Below are 20,496 nucleotides of genomic sequence, written 5' to 3' on the forward strand. Positions count from 1 at the left end.
TTAGCAGCATGCAACTATCACTTGAAAATAAAACTGCCCTGGTTTGCGGAAGCTCCCAGGGCATTGGCCTAGCAATTGCTAAGGAACTGGCCTTATTGGGTACTTCCTGCATTTTGCTTGCAAGAAATGAAGCAGCACTTCAGGAAGCAGTTAAAACGCTGGACTGTTCCAAAGGACAAAAACACAGCTATGCGATCGCTGATTTTTCCCGATGGGAACTTATTAGCGATCTTGTAAAACAACTTTCTTCAGAAAAGCGCATACAGATTCTCGTAAATAATACCGGTGGACCAAAACCCGGACCAATAATAGAAGCAGATGCTACCAGCTTTCTTGCAGCATTTCAGCAACATATTCTGGTAAATCAGTCACTTACTCAAACCCTGGTGCCAGGCATGATTGAAGCAGGTTATGGAAGAATTATCAATATCGTTTCAACCTCTGTAAAAATTCCTTTAAATAACCTGGGTGTATCCAATACTATTCGCGGAGCAGTTGCTTCCTGGGCGAAAACTATGGCGAATGAATTGGGCAAGCATGGTATTACCGTAAATAATGTATTACCCGGCTTTACTTCCACAGCAAGACTGAAAAGTTTGGCTGAAAACCTGGCTTCCTCTAAAGGAATCAGCGTGGAAGAGCAGGAAGCTTCCATGACAGCTGAAGTGCCTTTATTGCGTTTTGGACTGGCTGAAGAAATTGCTTCCCTGGCTGCATTTTTGGCGAGTCCGGCTGCTTCCTATATAACCGGAACGAGTATTCCGGTAGATGGTGGGAGAACAGGGGCCATTTAGGAAGTGGGAAGTGGGAAGTGGGAAGTGGGAAGTGGGAAGTTAAAAGTTTGAATTATGAGAAGTGATTTGGGATATGCATTGGAGCTGGATGCGGTGGATCCGCTGGCTGCTTTTCGGGATGAATTTATAATTCCTGAAGTGCAGGGGCGTGAACAGGTTTATTTTCTTGGTAATTCACTGGGCTTACAACCGAAAAAGACCTCGATTTATTTACATCAGGTGCTGGATCAATGGGCGCGTTTTGGTGTTGAAGGTTTTTTTATGGGAGAAGACCCCTGGTTGCAATACCATGATCACCTCCTGAAACCGCTTGCAGAAATTGTGGGCGCATTGCCTGCTGAACTGGTCGTTATGAACCAGCTGACTGTCAATCTACATCTGATGATGGTGAGTTTCTACCGTCCAGGCGGCAAAAGAAAAAAAATAATCTGCGAAGCCAGGGCCTTCCCAAGCGATCAATACATGTTTGAAACGCACCTGATATCCCTTGGTCTGAATCCCGATGAAGAACTAATAGAAGTTGGTCCCCGTGATGGAGAAACTACTATCCGACTGGATGATATCTTATCAGCCATTCATGCAGCCGGAGAGGAACTTGCATTGGTATTATGGGGAGGAGTAAATTATTATACGGGACAGGTTTTTGATCTGGAATCCATCACGCAGGCCGGACATGCGGTGGGTGCAAAAGTTGGCTTTGATCTTGCACATGCAGCCGGAAATATAAAACTTGAATTGCATAGCTGGAACATCGATTTCGCCTGCTGGTGCAGTTACAAATACCTGAATGCAGGTCCGGGTGCAATCGGAGCTGCGTTTATTCATGAGCGTTACCACAAGGATGAAACACTTCATCGTTTTGCAGGTTGGTGGGGCTATGAAAAAGAATCACGGTTTAAAATGGAGAAAGGCTTTAAGCCTGTACAATCAGCAGAGGGCTGGCAATTAAGTACACCATCACCCCTGCTTTATGCCCTTCACCGATCCTCTTTAGTAGTTTTTGCTGCAGCAGGTTTTGATAATTGCCTCGTGAAAGCACAAAAAATGGCGGCTTATCATAGATTTTTATTGGATCACCTGCTTACTGACCAACCTGGAAAATTTGAAATACTCACACCGGCAGAATCAATGGCAAGAGGATGCCAGGTTTCATTATTGGTAAAGCAAGGTGGCCGCACACTGTTTGACCAATTGACAAGGCAGGGCATATTTGCAGATTGGAGAGAACCCAATGTAATTCGTGTAGCACCTGTTCCTCTTTATAACCGATACGAAGAAATCTGGCGATTTGTTCAGGTATTGGGCAGTTAATCCTTCTTATCTTTGCGGGTATGAACAGGCACGAACTCGTTGAACAAATCAAAAAGAAAAAATCTTATTTGTGTGTTGGACTGGATACCGATCCTTTAAAAATTCCAGCCTTCCTTCAGCAAAAGCCGGATGCAGTGCTGGCATTTAACAAGGCTATTATTGATGCAACAGTTGACCATTGTGTCAGTTATAAAATTAATACAGCTTTTTATGAAGCAATGGGAACAAAAGGCTGGCAGATTATGGAAGAAACGGTTCACTATATTCCATCCACCCATTTGAAAATTGCAGATGCAAAACGTGGAGATATTGGAAATACCAGTTCTCAATATGCGAGAGCATTTTTTGAAGCCTTGCCGTTTGATGCCATTACTGTAGCTCCCTATATGGGAGCTGATAGTGTTCAGCCTTTTCTGGAATACAAAGATAAATGGACCATCGTTTTAGGCTTGACTTCCAATAAAGGGGCGGCCGATTTTGAGTTGCAGAAAATGGGATCGGAATTTTTATATGAAAAAGTGATGAGAACGGTGGCTTCCTGGGGAAACCCGGGAAATCTGATGTTTGTTGTGGGTGCTACGCAGGCAGATGAATTCGAAGCTATCAGACGGATTTTGCCTGATCATTTTTTCCTTGTACCCGGTGTTGGAGCACAGGGCGGAAGCCTTAAGGAAATTTCCGCCAGGGCAATGATTCCAGATGCGGGCTTATTGGTTAATGCCAGTCGGGCCATCATATATGCCTCCGAGAACGAAGATTTTGCTGAAGAAGCCCGCGCCATTGCTCATCAATATCAGGTGGAAATGAGCGGGTATTTAGCATAAACTGACTACATTCATAGGATTAAAAAACGTTGCCATGGCCCAGGATTTGTTTCAATCTCCCGATTATCTTTTACTCGATGATTTGTTGAGCGAAGAACAACATATGATTCGTGATGCGGTACGAAACTATGTGAAGCAGGAAATTTCACCCATTATTGAAGACTATGCACAAAAAGCAGCCTTCCCTCGCCAGATAGTTAAACAAATGGGCGAACTGGGGGTGTTTGGTCCCACTATTCCGGTTGAATACGGCGGTGGTGGTCTGGATTATATTTCCTACGGATTGATGATGCAGGAATTGGAGCGCGGAGATAGCGGTGTTCGTTCTACCGCATCCGTTCAGGGCTCACTGGTTATGTTTCCAATTTATGAATTCGGCAGCGAGGAGCAAAGAAGAAGATATCTCCCAAAACTGGCAAGCGGAGAATGGTTGGGTTGTTTCGGATTAACAGAACCCAATCATGGCAGTAATCCTGCTGGTATGTTAACGAATTTTACCGATGCCGGAGATCATGTGATTCTCAATGGTGCCAAGATGTGGATTTCCAACGCACCATTCGCCGATCTGGCAGTAGTATGGGCTAAAAATGAAGAAGGAGTTGTGCATGGATTAATTGTTGAACGTGGTATGGAAGGTTTCAGTACCCCTACAACTCATGGAAAATGGAGTCTTCGTGCTTCCGCAACTGGTGAGTTGGTATTTGATCAGGTAAAAGTTCCAAAAACTAATATACTCCCAAATTGTAAAGGAATGCGGGGACCGCTTAGTTGCCTCACAAAAGCCAGATTTGGTATTGCCTGGGGAAGTATCGGAGCTGCAATGGATTGTTATGATACCGCTCTTCGTTATGCAAAAGAAAGAATCCAGTTCGACCGGCCTATTGCTGGCTTTCAATTACAACAAAAGAAACTGGCTGAAATGATAACGGAGATTACCAAGGCACAGTTATTGAACTGGAGAGTAGGTGTGCTGATGGATCAGGGGAAAGTAACACCTGCTCAGGTTAGTATGGCCAAACGAAACGGTTGTGAAGTAGCACAACAGATTTGCCGTGATGCCCGACAAGTCTTAGGCGGAATGGGTATTACCGGCGAATTCAGCGTGATGCGCCATATGATGAATCTCGAAAGTGTTGTAACCTATGAGGGCACGCATGATATCCATTTGTTAATAACCGGGATGGATATTACCGGTTTGAACGCATTCAGTTGATATGAAAATTTATCTGATTGGATTCATGGGAAGCGGTAAATCGCATTGGGGCCGGCAATTATCGGCCTGTATGAATATTCCATTTTTTGATTTGGACGATGTGATTGTGTTACGCGAAGGCAAACCCATTACAGAGATTTTCTCCGAACAAGGTGAAGAGTACTTCCGACTACTTGAAAAAGATACACTTATGAATCTTACCAATAGTCACGAAGCATTTGTGCTTTCCTGTGGTGGAGGTACTCCCTGTTTTTTTGGAAATATCGATTATATGAAAGAGCATGGGAAAGTAATCTGGCTGAATACGGCAACTGCTGTTTTAATCGAACGTTTACTGAAAGAAAAAAAACACCGCCCCTTATTAAGTGATATTCCGGATGAGGATATGAAGTCCTTTATTATTAAAAAATTGCACGACAGGAAAATGTATTATGAGCAGGCTCATTTGTCGCTGCATGAAGAAGAACTTTCACTGGAACAAATAAAAGAAGCTATTTTAAATGAGTAAATCCATATTATCCAGTGCTGCTCTTTTAGGCGCATTGGCAGTTGTATTAGGAGCTTTTGGTGCCCATGGTTTGAAACAGATTGTACCACCCGAAACAGTAACTACTTTTGAAACCGGAGTCCGGTATCATTTTTATCATGTATTTGCGCTGCTTGCAACTGGATTAATAGCCATACATTTCCCGGGTCCGCTTTTGAGAAGGGCTGCCCAATCCTTCCTGGTTGGAATTTTACTTTTCAGCGGTTCTTTATATGTACTGACATTTTTGAAAGCAACTGATACGGTTGGTCTTTCTAAACTGGGGTTAATAACTCCAATAGGCGGACTCTTTTTGGTGCTTGGATGGGTACTGCTTTTTGGGGCTTTATTGAAGCGGAATACTTAGGGTAACAGTGGTTCCATTTTCATCACGGATGTTGAAATGTCCGTCAATGGTGTCCATTCGTTTCCGCATATTCGTTAATCCATTGCTGAATTCACGCATATTGGTTTCTTTAACTCCGATGCCATTATCAATAATCTGAATAACCAGGTGTGGCCCGATTTTAAAAAGAATTTTGACCTGGGTGGCCTGTGAATGTTTCAACGTATTATGCAGGGCCTCTTTTATACAGAGAAATACATTCCTTCTTTTTTCTCCACTCATTTCAATACTGGGCAGGTTGTCGGGGTATTCTACCGCGCATCGGATTTCTGTGTTATCAAAAAATTCGGCTGCATATGATCGGACATAGGCTATCATATTGTCCACCGAATCATTGGAATTTTTCATTGTCCAAATGATGGTATTCATTTTACTGATCAGATCATTGGCTGAATTTGAAATCCGTTCAAGCTCAGGCAGGCTATGGTCTTTCATCTTGGTTTTTGCAAGCTCGCTCATGAGGCGAATAGCTGTTACCCCTGATCCCAGTTCATCATGCATATCGGCAGATATACGATTTCGTTCTTCCTGTTTTGCCGCAAGGATTGCCATTTTTCTTTCAATGGCACTTTTTTCATATTCCATCAGCAAACGTTCCTTTTCTCTTGCCCGGGTCGAAATGTCCAGCCGGTTTTTATAAGAAAGTGCGATCAGGAAAAACATCAGTTCAAAAAGAATCCCCATTTCATACCAGAATAGAGAGTCGTTCATGAGAGAAGCCAGCTGATGATTGAATCGATAGGAGGAATTGATCAGGAATAAAGAAAGCAATCCGCCTAAAAACAAAAAACAGTGTCCAATGGCCAGATAAGTCAGGAGATGATGCCGCGTGATCAATGCATAAATTATAAAGAATATTGTGCAGGCTGACCAGGCATACTTGACTATGTTTTCTGTTAGGTTTTGAAAATCGAACTTATTACTAAAGAAGTGCAATACGGTAAATAATAACATGCCCGAGATGGTGATCGCCTGTTGTATAAGCAATACCTTGTTCAGGATGGGGAATTCGACGGCAGACTGCGTAAACTTCCGGAGGAACATAAAATAAAACAGCGTTCCGCCCGCCTGCAACATGAAATCAAAATAGGATTCAAAGAAATAATTGGAAGGGGTGGGCGTCTTATATAAAAAGGCCTTGAAAAAAAACATGATTCCCAGCAAAATAGCATAAGCAGAATAATATAGAAATACCCGGTTCCGGTTGATATAAAATTCAGCAAGGGAATAAAAAATCATCATCAGCATGATGCCGCAAACCAGGAAAGTGATAATGGTGTTTATTTTTCGCTGATTCTGCACTTCGGAAAGCAGTGTTGGTAAAAAATAGCCAAATGAAAGGGTAGGGGTAATGGTATTAATAGTGGTTTTGATGAAACTGAGCTTGGTTACATAGGTGGAAGTTTCACCTGGTTGCAGGATTAGCTTACTGATTACATTAGGATTAAAAATACCTTCTCCCGGGTATTCTGGAGCAGGTTCAAGTTCTTTTGTTTGGTTGTTATACCGGTACAGATCTATGTCTTCAAAATAAAATCCGGGTAAAAAATAAACGGTGCTTGCCGTATCTGCATCATTAAACAGCGTGAATTGCAGAAAAATTGGTTTTCCTACAAAATAACTTGGGATTCTTTTTTCATAATTTTCAGTAACTGCCTGTAAAGACGGCAGGTTCCTTATCTGTTCTTTTTCAGCCTTTTCCGTGCTGTCTATATAAAGTCCGGTAAAATCCCTGATAGAGCAAAAAAAGCGAATCTGGCTGGTTTTGATTGTATCCCAACCGGGTTGCTGTTGTGCCTTTACATCTGTGCCTGGCAATAACAGCAGGCCCAGCAGGTTTAAAAAGCATATTCGTAGGAGGTTCGATTTAATTGATTTGACCATGCGTTTTTTCATACCCTATCGGATATGCCAAAATACAATTTATTTCCAGCCTGCTCAGCATGTATATTTGTGTTTATGGCGAATAAGGTGAAGACCAAGAAAAAATCACGACCCGATGCGGTGGATCTGCGCCCGGATAAAGAGGAACAGGTGGAGGTGAAAAAGCTGGTTAAAGACGAACGGACACTTAAAATTATTGGAGCCGTATGTCTCCTGCTGGCCATCTTCCTGTTTATTGCATTCAGTTCCTACCTGTTTACCTGGAAAGCCGATCAGGATAAGGTATTCAGAGGAGGAAGTTATTTCCTCTTTGCAGAAGATATTAAAGTTGCCAACCTGCTTGGCAGACTGGGTGCCTGGGTATCTCATTTCTTTTTCTATAAGGGATTTGGGCTGGCTTCCTATTTTCTTTGCAGTTTGTTTTTTGTGCTGGGTGCTAACCTGCTCTTCCGTAAAAAACTTTTTCGGGTAGGCCGGAATTTCCGCTATGTACTGGTTGGGTTATTATATTTCAGTGTAAGCCTGGCATTTTTCTCCGGTTCAAGCAGTTTTGCATGGGGAGGAGCTGTTGGTAATATGATCAGTAAATGGCTGACCAGTTTTCTCGGAACAATTGGTGCTGCGGCTGTTCTGCTATTAGGTGGTATTGCCTATTTTATCTGGCGTTTTAATCCGGTATTTTCAGTTCCCAAATTACCTCAGTTACCGGTTCGTAAAAGCGGCGGGGCGGTAATGCCGGTTGATCCCGGTGAGGAAGAGGAAGAGCCAGCTAATGATCAGGATGCAGAGGCCCGTTTGGTAGTGGATGAAGCGCTCGCAAAGAAAAATGGACTGAAGAAAAAAGGTGGTGTGGTCGTAATGCCCCCAACACAGGAAGAAATGCCGATACCCTTTGATATTATTGAGAAGGAAGAACCGACTGAGCCATTAACTGATTCAATAGAAGAGGAAGCACCTGCAGAACCGATACTACCTGAAGAACCAAAGCATCCGGTAGTTATCCTGCCTCGCAATGAAGAACCCGTATCCCTGGAAGAATTGCCCCTGGAAATTAAATCCATGCCGGATGATGAGCCGGCTGAGGAAGACGGAAAAAAAATAGAAGAGTTGGCCCCTTATGAGCCAACACTGGATCTGCGGGATTATAAATACCCCGGATTGGAACTGCTTGAAACACACGGAAGTGAAAAGATTGTCCAGGATCCTGCAGAACTGGAAATGAATAAAAACCAGATCATCAACACACTTAAGAATTACGATATCAATATCCAGAAAATAAGTGCAACTGTTGGTCCAACTGTAACACTTTATGAAATTGTGCCTGCAGCCGGTGTGCGGATTTCCAGAATCAAAAACCTGGAGGATGATATCGCCCTTAGTCTGGCTGCATTGGGGATCCGGATTATTGCCCCTATTCCGGGAAAAGGAACCATCGGGATTGAAGTGCCGAATGTGAAAAAGACCGTGGTAAGCATGAAGACCCTGCTCAGTTCGGACAAGTTTCTTCATAATACTTTCAGTCTGCCAATAGCAATTGGTAAAAAAATCGATAACGAAAATTTCATTGTGGATCTGGCTGCCATGCCTCACCTACTGATGGCTGGTGCCACAGGTCAGGGTAAATCTGTCGGATTAAATGCGATCCTCGTTTCACTCCTGTATAAAAAGCACCCCTCCCAGTTGAAATTTGTATTGGTAGATCCGAAGAAAGTGGAACTGAGTCTGTATAGAACGATTGAACACCATTTTCTGGCCAAATTACCTGGGGAAGAAGAAGCAATTATAACCGATACCAAAAAAGTAATCAATACCCTGAATGCACTTTGTATCGAAATGGATAACCGGTACGATTTACTGAAGGAAGCCGGCACCAGGAATATTAAAGAATACAATGAAAAATTTGTCAAAAGAAAATTGAATCCACAGAAAGGGCATCAGTTTCTACCCTTTATTGTGCTTGTAATTGATGAGTTCGCAGATCTGATCATGACGGCCGGTAAAGAAGTGGAAATGCCCATAGCCAGACTGGCACAATTGGCCAGGGCAGTTGGTATTCACCTGATTATTGCAACCCAGCGTCCATCCGTTAATATCATCACCGGAACCATCAAAGCCAACTTCCCGGCCCGGATTGCGTTCAAAGTTTCTTCAAAAATTGACAGCCGGACTATCCTGGATGCCGGAGGAGCCGAACAACTTATCGGAAAAGGGGATATGCTGATATCCTATAATGGAGAGCTTACCCGCCTGCAGTGTGCTTTCGTAGACACGCCGGAAGTTGAAGATGTAACTGATTTTATTGGTGATCAGCGCGGATATCCGCAGGCTTTTCTGCTACCGGAATATGTAGATGAAAAAGATATGGAAGGGAAAGATTTTGATCTGGCCGATAAAGATCCCTTATTTGATGAGGCAGCAAGATTAATCGTTGCGAATCAGATTGGATCAACATCCCTTTTACAAAGGCGCATGAAACTCGGCTATAACCGGGCAGGTCGATTAATGGATCAATTGGAAGCCGCGGGAGTTGTAGGCCCCAATTTGGGGAGTAAGGCCCGGGAAGTGATGATCAAGACAGAACACGAGCTCGAAGAAATCCTGATGAGGTAGGAAATTAGAATTGGGGAGTCGGACATTCTGTCTGATTTTGGCAGTATTCTGTTAAAAACGGCTTAAAGACCCGGGGGGGATTAATCCCTGCACCTTAATTGTAGTCTATACAGAGACACAAACAATTATCTTTGCACCTTTATTTTAATTCGAGCACATGAATAAACTTTTAACTCTCGTAGCATTTCTGATAGGATTTGGTTCCGCAACAAATAGTATGGCCCAGTCTGATCCGGCTGCCAAACAAATACTTGATGGTGTTAGTGCCAAATTCAAGTCCTTCAAAGCAGTACAATCCGGTTTTACACTCAAAGTGGAAGATGGAAAAGGAAAAGTACAGGGTGAGAAATCCGGAGTGGTATTTATGAAAGGTGGAAAATATCGGGTGAATATATCCGGACAGGAAATTTATAGCGACGGATCCAATGTATGGACCTATGATAAAGCTACGAATGAGGTAACAATTACAAAAATGGAAGGTGGTCAGAGTGCGCTTACACCACAAAAACTGTTTACCAACTTTTACGACAAGGATTTTTTATATAAACTCAATGGAGAGAAAAAAGTAGGAGCGAAACTTGTTCAGGAAATTGAACTTACTCCGGTGGATAAAACCAAGGCCTTTCACAAGGTTTACCTGATGGTGGATAAGGCACAGAAATCAATTTACAATGCAAAAATTCTGGAAAAAAATGGAAATGTGTATACCTATACCATTTCTAATTTTAACGGGAAAGCAGTTATACCGGATGCGCAATTTGTATTTGATAAGAAAAAATATCCGGGAGTGGAGGAGATAGACCTGCGATAGTCAGGCTCTGATTTCACTGGGCAGCAGATTGAATTCTTTTTTGAATGCAGCAGCAAAATTGCTGAGATTGGAATATCCAATCTGCAGTCCCACTTCTTTTACGGAATAATCTCCACTTAATAACATATCCCTGGCAACACTCAATCGCTGTTTCTGGTAATAGGCATAAATACTGGTGCCATAAACTTCTTTAAACAGTTTTTTCAACTTTGCCGAACTCATGGCAGCTTCCTGTGCCAGCTGATCGATGGTGGGTGGCCTTGTCAGAATATTTTCGGTTAGTAATGCTTCCACATGCATCAGTTGATGTATATCGTAACGCGAGATTTTCGGACTGGCAAGTACTGATCTGCTTCTCTCATAAAGTCGACTGAAAAATCGCTCAATCAACAACATGATTCGATTCTGGATGGTAGCCATGCGAAGCGGACTGTCGTCCTCAATCTGCAACATTTCGGTAAAATACCGGCGGTATTCATTGTCAATTGGCTCCATGGTGAAGGAAGCCGTTTTTAATTGCAGATAGGTACACAGCACTTCATCCGGATCACTGATCTGCAGATGAATCGCCAGCCAATTTTTATCGAATAAAATATTGATTCCCCTGTTATGACTGCCTTTTCTACCCAGATAAGAGATGTCGAAAAGAGAACTGGTAAGAAAGATGCCGGCATGGTGTTCGTTTTTAGTAGAAAGCACCTCTCCATCAATTTTCAGCGTTAATTCTTCTTCAATCCTGAATTCTTCATACCGCAGTACATAAAATTCCTCTTCTTCTTTTACCCGCTTTAGAAAGAAATGATCGTTTAACGTATAATCAGAAAGGATGGCCTGCAAACCATTCGGTAATTCAATAATGGTTGAATAGCCAGTTGCGAAATGTTCAGGATAAACAAGGGTATTTCCCTGCATTTGAACCCCAAGTTCATGCGCCATCCTCGTTAACAGGTGACGGTAGTTATTGGACTGATATTCAAAACTGAACAAGTTATAAGAATTATTAATCCAAATGTAAGGAAGAAAATTAAGGAGTGCCCCATCTATAGGTTTTATTCTCCAGTCCGGCCAGGTCCAATACCCTGTCTACCACCGTTTGTGCAAGTTCTGCTACTGTAGATGGGCGGGAATAAAAAGAGGGTGTAGCCGGACAAATAATTCCCCCTGCCAGGGTGATGGTTTCCATATTTCGGATATGCATCAGGTTATAGGGCGTTTCTCTTGCTACACAAATCAGTTTTCTTCTTTCTTTAAGGATAACATCTGCAGCTCTTGTAATCAGGTCGTCTGATTGTCCGCCTGCAATTCGGCCTAAGGTTCCCATAGAACAGGGAATGATGATCATGGTAGTATATTGTCCGGATCCGCTGGCAAAGGGGGCTGTAAAATCGGTTTTATCATAGAATCGGATTCCCTGCTGCTGGAATTCCAGATAGCTTTCATTATCCAACTCGGTTTTCCATACTTCTCCGGCATTTTTAGTCATTACAACAGATAACGCATCCCATTGCTCCCGGAGTTGAACCAGCCGGTTAAGCAGTAATTGCGCATATATTGAACCGCTTGCTCCGGTGATGGCTATAACAATTCTTTGCATGTGGATTCGTTATTTTTATACTAACAAAAATAATCATGCATAGGTTTATTGCCATTATAATCGTTTTGATGGGGGGATTATCTGCCAGCGCACAAAAAGTTTCGGAAAAGGATATCCGATGGATGACCCTTCAGGAAGTTGAAGCGGCAACTAAAAAACAACCTCGTCCCGTCTTAATTGATCTTTATACCGATTGGTGCGGATGGTGCAAGGTGATGGATAAACGAACTTACCGGCATCCCAAAGTCACAGCCTATCTGAATGAAAAATATTATGCAGTAAAATTGGATGCGGAAGCAAAAACGGCCTACCAGTGGATGGGGAAATCTTTTGCTTTTAATGCTAATTATAAAACCAATGATATTGCATTGTACCTGACAGGCGGACAATTATCCTATCCAACAACAGTTATCATACCGTCTCCTGGTGAAGCACCTCAGGCTATTCCCGGTTATATGGCACCTCATGAATTGGAACTTATCGTTAAATATTTTGGTGATGGCGCTTATCCCGGAACTCCGTTTCCCGTATACCAGAAAGAGTTTAAGAGGAAATGGTAAGAAGGGAGAAGGGAGATGGGGAATTAAAACGGGATTAAAATGCTGGATAATTTTAACATCCCTGCAACGGTTTTAGCTAAAACCATATCTATATGGTAGGTTTTTCATAGGATATTGGAAATAATTCGGACGGGATTTTTATCCTGTCCCTTTTTAACCCCATTTGTCACGGGGATGTCATAAATGGATGTAAATCAACTGGCTTATCATAAGGAAATACTTATGTGTGATTGATTTACGTCAAATTCTGTCGTGTACTTCAAAAAAAATACGGCTGATGCAACTAATGTTTACTCATTAACATCTTATATTTGAATTTTCATAGGATAAGGTTTAATGGTTAATGGTATTTGATTAGTGCATCCCGCCGTTTACGGCGGGATTTTTTTGTTAAGGGAGGAAAAGGAGACAACGGGGAAAAGGAGACAACGGGGAAAAGGAGACAACGGAGAAAAAGGAGACAACGGAGAAAAAGGAGACAACGGGGGAAAAGGAGACAACGGAGAAAAGGAGAAAAGGAGATGAGTAGGAACGTAAAAGTGAAGGTGGACGCAAAGGACTAAGAGCGAAGGGGACCTCGAAATTTCAAACTTATTGTATAAAAAAAGGGAGGCCATCAGCCTCCCTTTTTCCCTTTTCACCTTTTACAGTCTCCTTCTTTTCACCTTTCACCTTTCACGTCTCTCTTTCACTTTTCACCTTTCACCTTTCACCTTTCATCTCCTACATCGCCTCCGCCATATCAGGAATTTCGGCAACCTTATATTCGCCGGCATCCAGCTTGGCCTTGGTTTCGGTGAAAGCCTGCAGGGTTAACTGAATATCTTCATCGGTATGCGCTGCGGTAGGAATCAACCGATAAATAATCTGTCCTTTAGGAATAACGGGGTATACAACAATTGAACAGAAGATATTATAATTTTCTCTCAGATCGAGTACCATGGCAGTTGCTTCGGGTACATCTCCCTTCATGTAAACAGGTGTAACCATGGTATTGGTTTTACCGAGATCAAACCCTCTTTCTCTTAAACCATTTTGCAGGGTATTGGTAACATGCCAGAGCTTTTCGCGGAGTTCAGGCATTGTTTTCAGCATTTCCATCCGTTTCAGCATGCCTTCAACAATCAGCATAGGCAGACTCTTTGCAAAAATTTGAGAACGGGTATTATACCGGAGATAAGCCAGTACATCTTTCGGTCCGGCTATAAATGCACCAATACTTCCCATTGATTTTACGAAGGTGGAGAAATAGAGGTCGATTCCGGCCTGGCATCCCTGCGCTTCATCTGCACCAGCACCAGTTGGACCCATTGCACCAAACCCATGTGCATCATCAATCAGGATACGGAACTCATATTTTTCTTTCAGTGCTACAATTTCTTTCAGTTTGCCCTGATCACCGCTCATACCGTATACTCCTTCTGTAATCAGGAGAATACCACCACCTGTTTTCTCTGCCATTTTAGTGGCCCGTTGAAGCTGTTTTTCGCAATCTTCCACATCGTTGTGCTTGTACGTATAACTGTAACCCAGATGCATCCGGATTCCATCAACAATACAGGCATGGCATTCCGCATCGTATACGATAATATCACGACGATTTACCAACGCATCAATACAACTCATAATTCCCTGGTAGCCAAAATTCAGCAGCATGGCATCTTCCCGCTTTACAAACTGGCTCAGCACTTTCTCCAATTCTTCGTGGTATATACTATTCCCGCTCATCATACGGGCACCCATCGGATAACCCATTCCCCATTTTTCAGCAGCAATGGTATCGGCCTTTCGCGTTTCCGGATGATTGGCAAGTCCGAGATAGTTGTTCAAACTCCAGACAATTCGTTCTTTTCCGCGGAAAAACATCCTGCTTCCCAATTCTCCTTCCAGTTTTGGAAAAGCAAAATAACCATGCGCACGTTTCATGTGTTGACCAATCGGTCCGCCATCTTTCACCAGCTTCTCGAAGATATCTGCCATATGTTATGTGTAATTATGGGTTTAAAATTCACGCAAAGGTAGTTTTTTTAAGCCTTTGTTATGAATCTGTACGGCGGAACTTATCCTGCCATAGGGACTATATTTGCAAAAAAACACCAACATGCTTCAGCGCTTTTTATTAATCTGTACGGCAAGTCTGGCAATTGTAGATGCTTCTGCCCAGGCACCACAGAAAACAGCGGCAGCTACCGGGATAAGCCGCCCTAAATTGGTTATTGGCCTTGTGGTAGATCAGATGAGATGGGATTTTCTATATCGGTATCAGGATCGATATCAGACAAACGGCGGATTTAACCGGCTCCTGAAACAGGGGTTTTCCAATGAAAATACCTTTATTCCCTATGCGCCAACTGTTACGGCCTGCGGTCATAGTACCATTTATACCGGAAGTGTTCCTGCAATTACAGGTATTGCTGGTAATGCCTGGTACGACCAGCGACTGAACAGAACGGTGTATTGTGTTGAAGATGCAACAGTGAGTACCGTTGGAAGCAGCTCCAAAGCAGGACAAATGAGTCCCCGGAATATGCATACCACCACCATTGGCGATGAATTGAAGCTGGCTACTAATTTCAGGTCAAAAGTTATTGGTATTGCTATCAAAGACCGGGGTGGAATTCTGCCAGCCGGACATACTGCGAATGGGGCATACTGGTACGATGGAAGCAGCGGTAACTGGATCACTTCTACCTATTATCGTACGGAACTTCCAACCTGGGTAAAATCCTTTAATGACGCAAAATGGGTGGATAAATACTATGAAGCGGGATGGAATACCCTGTATCCGATCGATACATATATCAACAGCGACAAAGAAAGCAAGCCCTATAAAAGCAGGCCATTGGGGTCGAATGCAGCAGCTCATCCCTATGATTTGAAAAGTATGATCGGAAAAAATTTCGGTGCCATATCTTCCACTCCATTTGGAAATACAATGACCCTGGAACTGGCAAAAGCAGCCGTAAAGGGAGAATCCCTTGGGAAAGGAGCGGTAACGGATATGCTTACCGTAAGTTTATCTTCACCAGATTATATTGGTCATTCCTTCGGTCCCAATTCAGTTGAAGTGGAAGATACCTATCTGCGGCTGGATAAGGAATTGGGCGCATTTTTTGAATTTCTGGATAAGGAAATCGGAAAAGGACAATACCTGTTTTTTATTTCTGCAGATCACGGAGTTGCACATATTCCCGGCTTCATGAAAGAACATAAAATTCCGGCTGGAACTTTTGATGATGGCAAATGCAAAGAAGGTATGAATGCATTGCTGAAAGAAAAGTTTGGGCAGTCGAATTTGATTGTAAGTATGTATAATTATCAGGTTCATCTGAACCGTCCATTGATCGACAGCCTGGATCTTGACAAAGATGAAATCACCGAATCTGTAATTCGCTACATGCAAAAACAACCGGAAGTGATGCGGGCTTTTGACATTGCAGAACTTTCAGAAACAACCCTGCCTTCAAAATTAAAAACCATGATCGCAAATGGATATGATCCAAACAGAGGGGGCGATGTGCAGTTCGTTTTATATCCACAGTATATTGATGGCGGACCAACTGGTACAACCCATGGTTTATGGAATCCGTATGATTCCCATATTCCATTGGTATGGTATGGCTGGAATATAAAACCGGGCAAATCCAATAAGGAAGTGTATATGTCAGATATAGCTCCAACCATTGCTGCTTTATTACATATTCAAATGCCCAATGGAACGGTTGGTAAACCTATAGATGCCATTCTCCCCTAATATTTTCCTGAGGTATTCAGGTATATTAACCCGAACCGTTCAACGGTTCGGGATTTTTTTTAGGATAGATTGTAGATTCGCCCTATATCAAAGCGGTTAAAATGAAAAAAAGCTCATTTTCAGGTAAATGGTTGCTCCTGTTTCTTGTCGGTTTTGGATGGACGGAATCGTTGCTTGCTCAAACAGCTATGGACGCGGTTTTGTCGCCGGATCCATCGGTGAAAATCGGGAAACTGGAGAATGGACTCACCTATTATATCAGGCAAAATAAAAAGCCTGAAAATAAAGTGGAACTAAGACTGGCATTGAATGCAGGGTCTATTAATGAAGACGAAGATCAGTTAGGGCTGGCACATATGGCTGAGCACATGGCCTTTAATGGTACAAAAAACTTTAAGAAGAATGAACTGATTTCCTTTTTGCAGGATATCGGTGTTGGATTTGGAAACGATCTGAATGCATACACCAGTTTTGATGAAACGGTCTACATGTTACCAATCCCCACAGATAAACCGGGTAATCTTGAAAAAGGATTTCAGGTACTGGAAGATTGGGCCCATCAGGTTACCTATCTTGATGAAGATATAGAATCGGAAAGAGCCATCATACTGGAAGAAAGCCGATTGGGAAAAGGTGCGCAGGATCGTATGATGCGGCAGGTGTATCCTAAATTATTTGCGGGATCAAAATATGCCGTACGCTTACCAATCGGATCTGAACCAATCATTAAAAATTTTAAACCGGATCTTATTCGTCGGTATTATAAAGACTGGTACCGGCCAAACCTGATGGCTGTATTGGTTGTAGGTGATGTGGATCCTGTTAAAGCGGAAGAACTCATAAAAAAACATTTTGCCGGTTTAAAAAATCCGGTGAATGAACGCAAACGGGAATTGGTTAAAATTCCTGCCTATGCCGCAAGTGAGGCAATAGTGGTTACGGATAAAGAAGCAACAGGATATTCGATTACACTTAACTATCCGATAAAGGAAGCGAAAGAAGATCCTACGGTGAGTGGCTATCGCAGGAACCTGATTCGTCAGTTGTTTTCAAGTATGCTGAACCAGCGTTTACAGGAATTGACACAGCAGGCGAATCCGCCTTTTGTTGGAGCGGGTGCAGGATTTGGTGAGTTTGTTCGTGGCCATGAAAACTTTCGTGCGGTTGCTTTTGTAGGCACTGGTGATATAAAGAAAGGCCTGGATGCGCTGAGTACGGAATTGCATCGGGTCTATCGGCATGGATTCCTTGCTTCTGAATTGGACCGGTCGAAAAAAACGCTGCTGAATTCAATGGAACGTTCCTATAATAACCGGGATAAAACAGAATCACAGGTTTGGGTGGATGAATATGTACGGAATTTTTTAACGGGCGAAGTCATCCCGGGTATCGAAAAAGAATTCCAGCTAACTAAAGAAATGTTGCCGGGTATAGGATTGGATGAGTTGAATGCAATGGCAAAAAATGCAATGAATGAAAGCAATCAGTTGGTTTATGTAACCGGACCAGAACAGGCAGCTTCTGCTGATTTACCGACCGAAAATGAATTGCTTGCGATTGTTGCGGATAATGCAAAAAAGACAATTAATCCGTATGTTGAAAATGTGGTGACTACTTCATTATTAGCTACAATGCCAAAAGCGGGAAAACTTACCAGGACAGAAAAGGACACTAAGATGGGATCCACCAGAATTACGCTGAGTAATGGAGTGGTGGTTACGCTTAAACCTACCTCTTTTAAGAACGATCAAATCCTGATGGGGGCTACTAAAAACGGAGGAAAGAATTTATATGGCGTGGCTGATAAATTCAATACGCAGTTTGCGGTGCAGGTTGTTTCTTCAATGGGTGTGGGAAGTTTTACACCCGCCGATTTGAAAAAAGCACTGGCAGGTAAAACGGTGAATCTCACGCCTTCAATTGGAGAAGTAACGGATGGATTAAATGGCTCATCGGGTAACAAGGATATTGAGACACTTTTGCAGTTGGTTCATTTATATATGACACAGCCGCGAAAGGATACAGCACTTTTTAATGCGTATAAACAACGATCAATAGCACAATATGCAGCCTTATCGTCCAATCCTCAGGCCGCATTTTTGGATACACTGAATCAGATCATGTATAATAATAATCCCCTGTCACCGATTGTGTTTCCTAAAGTCGAGAATTTTAAGGAAATCAAACTGGATAGGGTGATGGAAATTTATCGGGAAAGGATTGGAGATGCTACCGGAATGCAGTTTGTTTTTGTTGGTAGTTTCAAGGAGGAAGAGTTGATTCCCTTATTGGAAACCTATCTGGGCAGCCTGCCGGTAAGTGGAAGAAAAGTGGAGAAAAAAGATAATAAGGTTCGGCCGGTGACCGGGAAAAAAGAATTGGTTGTTCGGAAAGGTAAAGAGCAAAAAAGCCTGATTCTGAATTTTTATACCGGTGAATTGCCCTACAGCCAGGATATGGAGTTGAAAGCAAATGCAATTGCAGAAATATTAAATATTCGGGTAATAGAGGAATTAAGGGAAAAAATACAGGGAATTTATGGGGGCGGATTTTTTGCTGATGTTACAAAGTATCCATATCCGAATTATTCCTTTGTATTGCAATTACCCTGTGGCCCGGAAAAGGTGGATACCTTATTGAAGGCAGTGCAGTCGGAAATTGACTGGATAACCAAAAAAGGTCCTGATACTTCTTATCTGAATAAGGTGAAAAAACAGTGGCTGGAACAATACAAGACCAGTCAGAAAGAAAACGGTCGCTGGTTGCAGGAGTTACTGGGACAGGTTGGCGAAGGCAATGATCCTTCCTATTTTCTTCAGTATGAGCAGATGGTAAATAAACTGACCGTTAAAGACATACAGGCTGCAGCACAAAAACTCTTCAATGGCAAAAATATTTTCAGTGCAGTTTTAATGCCGGAAAAAATCGAAGAAACGAAGAAAGCGTTTTAGGTGTCAGACACCAGTGAGACAGGTGTCAGATACATGTCTAAGAGTGTTCTAACATGTATCTGATACCTGTCTAACAACGTTCTAACATGTATCTGACACCTCTCTAACAACGTTCTAACACCTGTCTGACACCTAATTCCTGTTAATGCAATTCAAATCAGTGAAAGCTTCTTCCAGACGTAGCACGAACTGATCCTGCCCCTTACGTAACCAGGCTCTCGGATCATAATATTTTTTATTCGGCTTATTCGGGCCCTCAGGATTACCCAACTGGCCCTGCAGATACAATTCATTTTTCTTGTAATATCCCAATACACCTTCCCAGAATGCCCATTGCATATCTGTATCAATATTCATTTTGATTACACCATACCCCAGGGTTTCATGAATCTGCTCTTTCGGCGATCCGCTTCCACCATGGAATACAAAGAATACCGGCTTGTCTTCCGTGTTGAACTGCTGTTTGATATAATCCTGGCTGTTCTTAAGGATTTCTGGACGAAGTTCCACATTACCCGGACTATAAACACCATGCACATTACCAAATGCCGCAGCCACTGTAAAGAGACGGCCAATTTTGCCGAGTTCTTCATAAGCATACGCCACGTGCTGAGGCTGCGTGTATAATTTATCATTCTCCACACCGCTATTATCAACCCCGTCTTCTTCACCCCCGGTTACTCCCAGTTCAATTTCAATACCCATGCCAAGCGGCTGCATTCTTTTGTAAAAACTGGCAGACGTCTGAATGTTTTCTTCCAGACTTTCTTCTGAAAGATCCAGCATATGAGAGCTAAACAGGGGCTGGCCTTTCTCTTTATGAAAGGTTTCACCTGCATCAATCAGGGCAGAAATCCAGGGAAGCCATTTATGTGCAGCATGGTCGGTATGTAATACGACCGGTACTCCATAATATTTGGCAACATTATGAACATGCAGCGCTCCGGAAATAGCTCCGGAAATATTTGCCTGTAATTTGTCATTGGGCATTCCCTTTCCGGCCATAAACTGAGCTCCACCGTTGGAAAACTGAATGATCACCGGAGAATTAACTTTAGCGGCAGTTTCCAGGGTCGCATTAATGGAATCAGTTCCAATCGTATTTACCGCTGGCATCGCAAATTTGTTGGCTTTGGCGTCTTTATAAAGGGCTTCCAATTCATCGCCGAAAAGAACGCCTGCACTGTACTTACTCATTTTCTATTGGTTGGTTAAGTTGATTAAACAGACAACTACAATCGTTAAAAAGAAGCGCTAA

The 20,496-nt window shown here is 42.6% G+C and carries 16 protein-coding genes; 11 read left to right on the forward strand and 5 right to left on the reverse strand.

Features of this window, described 5'->3' with window-relative positions:
* Positions 1–8: 8 nt before the first annotated feature.
* Genes B2746_RS03940 through B2746_RS03965 form a run of 6 tightly spaced genes read left to right on the forward strand, consistent with a single transcriptional unit; the run spans position 9 to position 5,035 of the window.
* Complete coding sequence (locus tag B2746_RS03940; protein ID WP_290791177.1) at positions 9–794, forward strand: SDR family oxidoreductase; 786 nt, start codon at positions 9–11, stop codon at positions 792–794.
* 54 nt (positions 795–848) lie between these two features.
* Positions 849–2,105 (forward strand): kynureninase, encoded by a 1,257-nt coding sequence (gene kynU / locus B2746_RS03945; protein WP_290791178.1) that lies wholly within the window; start codon positions 849–851, stop codon positions 2,103–2,105.
* Between the two features lie 20 nt (positions 2,106–2,125).
* Positions 2,126–2,929, forward strand: coding sequence for an orotidine-5'-phosphate decarboxylase (gene pyrF / locus B2746_RS03950; RefSeq protein WP_290791180.1), 804 nt, complete (start codon positions 2,126–2,128; stop codon positions 2,927–2,929).
* A gap of 34 nt (positions 2,930–2,963) precedes the next feature.
* A complete protein-coding gene (locus B2746_RS03955) occupies positions 2,964–4,142 on the forward strand; it encodes an acyl-CoA dehydrogenase family protein (RefSeq protein WP_290791181.1) in 1,179 nt (392 codons plus the stop codon).
* Position 4,143: 1 nt separating this feature from the next.
* Positions 4,144–4,650 (forward strand): shikimate kinase, encoded by a 507-nt coding sequence (locus B2746_RS03960; RefSeq protein ID WP_290791182.1) that lies wholly within the window; start codon positions 4,144–4,146, stop codon positions 4,648–4,650.
* Positions 4,643–5,035: a DUF423 domain-containing protein gene (locus tag B2746_RS03965; protein WP_290791184.1), complete on the forward strand. Its 393-nt coding sequence runs from the start codon at positions 4,643–4,645 to the stop codon at positions 5,033–5,035. The genes B2746_RS03960 and B2746_RS03965 overlap by 8 nt, the downstream gene beginning before the upstream one ends.
* Here the strand turns inward: B2746_RS03965 and B2746_RS03970 are convergent.
* Entirely contained in the window at positions 5,015–6,970 is a 1,956-nt protein-coding gene (locus B2746_RS03970; protein WP_290791186.1) for a sensor histidine kinase, read from the reverse strand. The genes B2746_RS03965 and B2746_RS03970 overlap by 21 nt on opposite strands.
* A 63-nt stretch (positions 6,971–7,033) precedes the next feature.
* Here B2746_RS03970 and B2746_RS03975 point away from each other — a divergent pair, with 63 nt between their 5' ends.
* A complete protein-coding gene (locus tag B2746_RS03975; RefSeq protein ID WP_290791188.1) occupies positions 7,034–9,568 on the forward strand; it encodes a DNA translocase FtsK in 2,535 nt (844 codons plus the stop codon).
* 157 nt (positions 9,569–9,725) lie between these two features.
* Positions 9,726–10,379 (forward strand): LolA family protein, encoded by a 654-nt coding sequence (locus tag B2746_RS03980; RefSeq protein WP_290791190.1) that lies wholly within the window; start codon positions 9,726–9,728, stop codon positions 10,377–10,379.
* Here B2746_RS03980 and B2746_RS03985 read toward each other — a convergent pair whose 3' ends face one another.
* Entirely contained in the window at positions 10,380–11,366 is a 987-nt protein-coding gene (locus tag B2746_RS03985) for a helix-turn-helix transcriptional regulator (RefSeq protein ID WP_290791192.1), read from the reverse strand.
* A 37-nt stretch (positions 11,367–11,403) separates the two neighbouring features.
* A complete protein-coding gene (locus tag B2746_RS03990) occupies positions 11,404–11,973 on the reverse strand; it encodes a UbiX family flavin prenyltransferase (protein WP_290791194.1) in 570 nt (189 codons plus the stop codon).
* Positions 11,974–12,008: 35 nt separating this feature from the next.
* Between B2746_RS03990 and B2746_RS03995 the strand changes: the two genes are divergently transcribed.
* Positions 12,009–12,533 carry a thioredoxin family protein gene (locus B2746_RS03995; RefSeq protein WP_290791196.1) on the forward strand — a complete coding sequence of 175 codons (525 nt, stop codon included), beginning with the start codon at positions 12,009–12,011 and terminating at the stop codon, positions 12,531–12,533.
* Between the two features lie 723 nt (positions 12,534–13,256).
* On the opposite strand, the gene B2746_RS04000 is transcribed toward B2746_RS03995, so the two are convergent.
* Positions 13,257–14,513 (reverse strand): aminotransferase class I/II-fold pyridoxal phosphate-dependent enzyme, encoded by a 1,257-nt coding sequence (locus B2746_RS04000; protein ID WP_290791198.1) that lies wholly within the window; start codon positions 14,511–14,513, stop codon positions 13,257–13,259.
* Positions 14,514–14,634: 121 nt separating this feature from the next.
* On the opposite strand from B2746_RS04000, the gene pafA reads away from it, so the two are divergent.
* On the forward strand, positions 14,635–16,287 hold the full coding sequence (gene pafA, locus B2746_RS04005; RefSeq protein WP_290791200.1) for an alkaline phosphatase PafA: 1,653 nt from the start codon (positions 14,635–14,637) through the stop codon (positions 16,285–16,287).
* A gap of 101 nt (positions 16,288–16,388) precedes the next feature.
* Positions 16,389–19,238 (forward strand): M16 family metallopeptidase, encoded by a 2,850-nt coding sequence (locus B2746_RS04010; protein WP_290791202.1) that lies wholly within the window; start codon positions 16,389–16,391, stop codon positions 19,236–19,238.
* A 132-nt stretch (positions 19,239–19,370) separates the two neighbouring features.
* On the opposite strand, the gene fbaA is transcribed toward B2746_RS04010, so the two are convergent.
* Positions 19,371–20,435, reverse strand: a complete 1,065-nt coding sequence (gene fbaA / locus B2746_RS04015; protein WP_290791204.1) for a class II fructose-bisphosphate aldolase — start codon at positions 20,433–20,435, stop codon at positions 19,371–19,373.
* Positions 20,436–20,496: the final 61 nt, after the last annotated feature.

The sequence above is a fragment of the Flavihumibacter sp. UBA7668 genome (assembly GCF_002483205.1).
Taxonomy (GTDB): domain Bacteria; phylum Bacteroidota; class Bacteroidia; order Chitinophagales; family Chitinophagaceae; genus Flavihumibacter.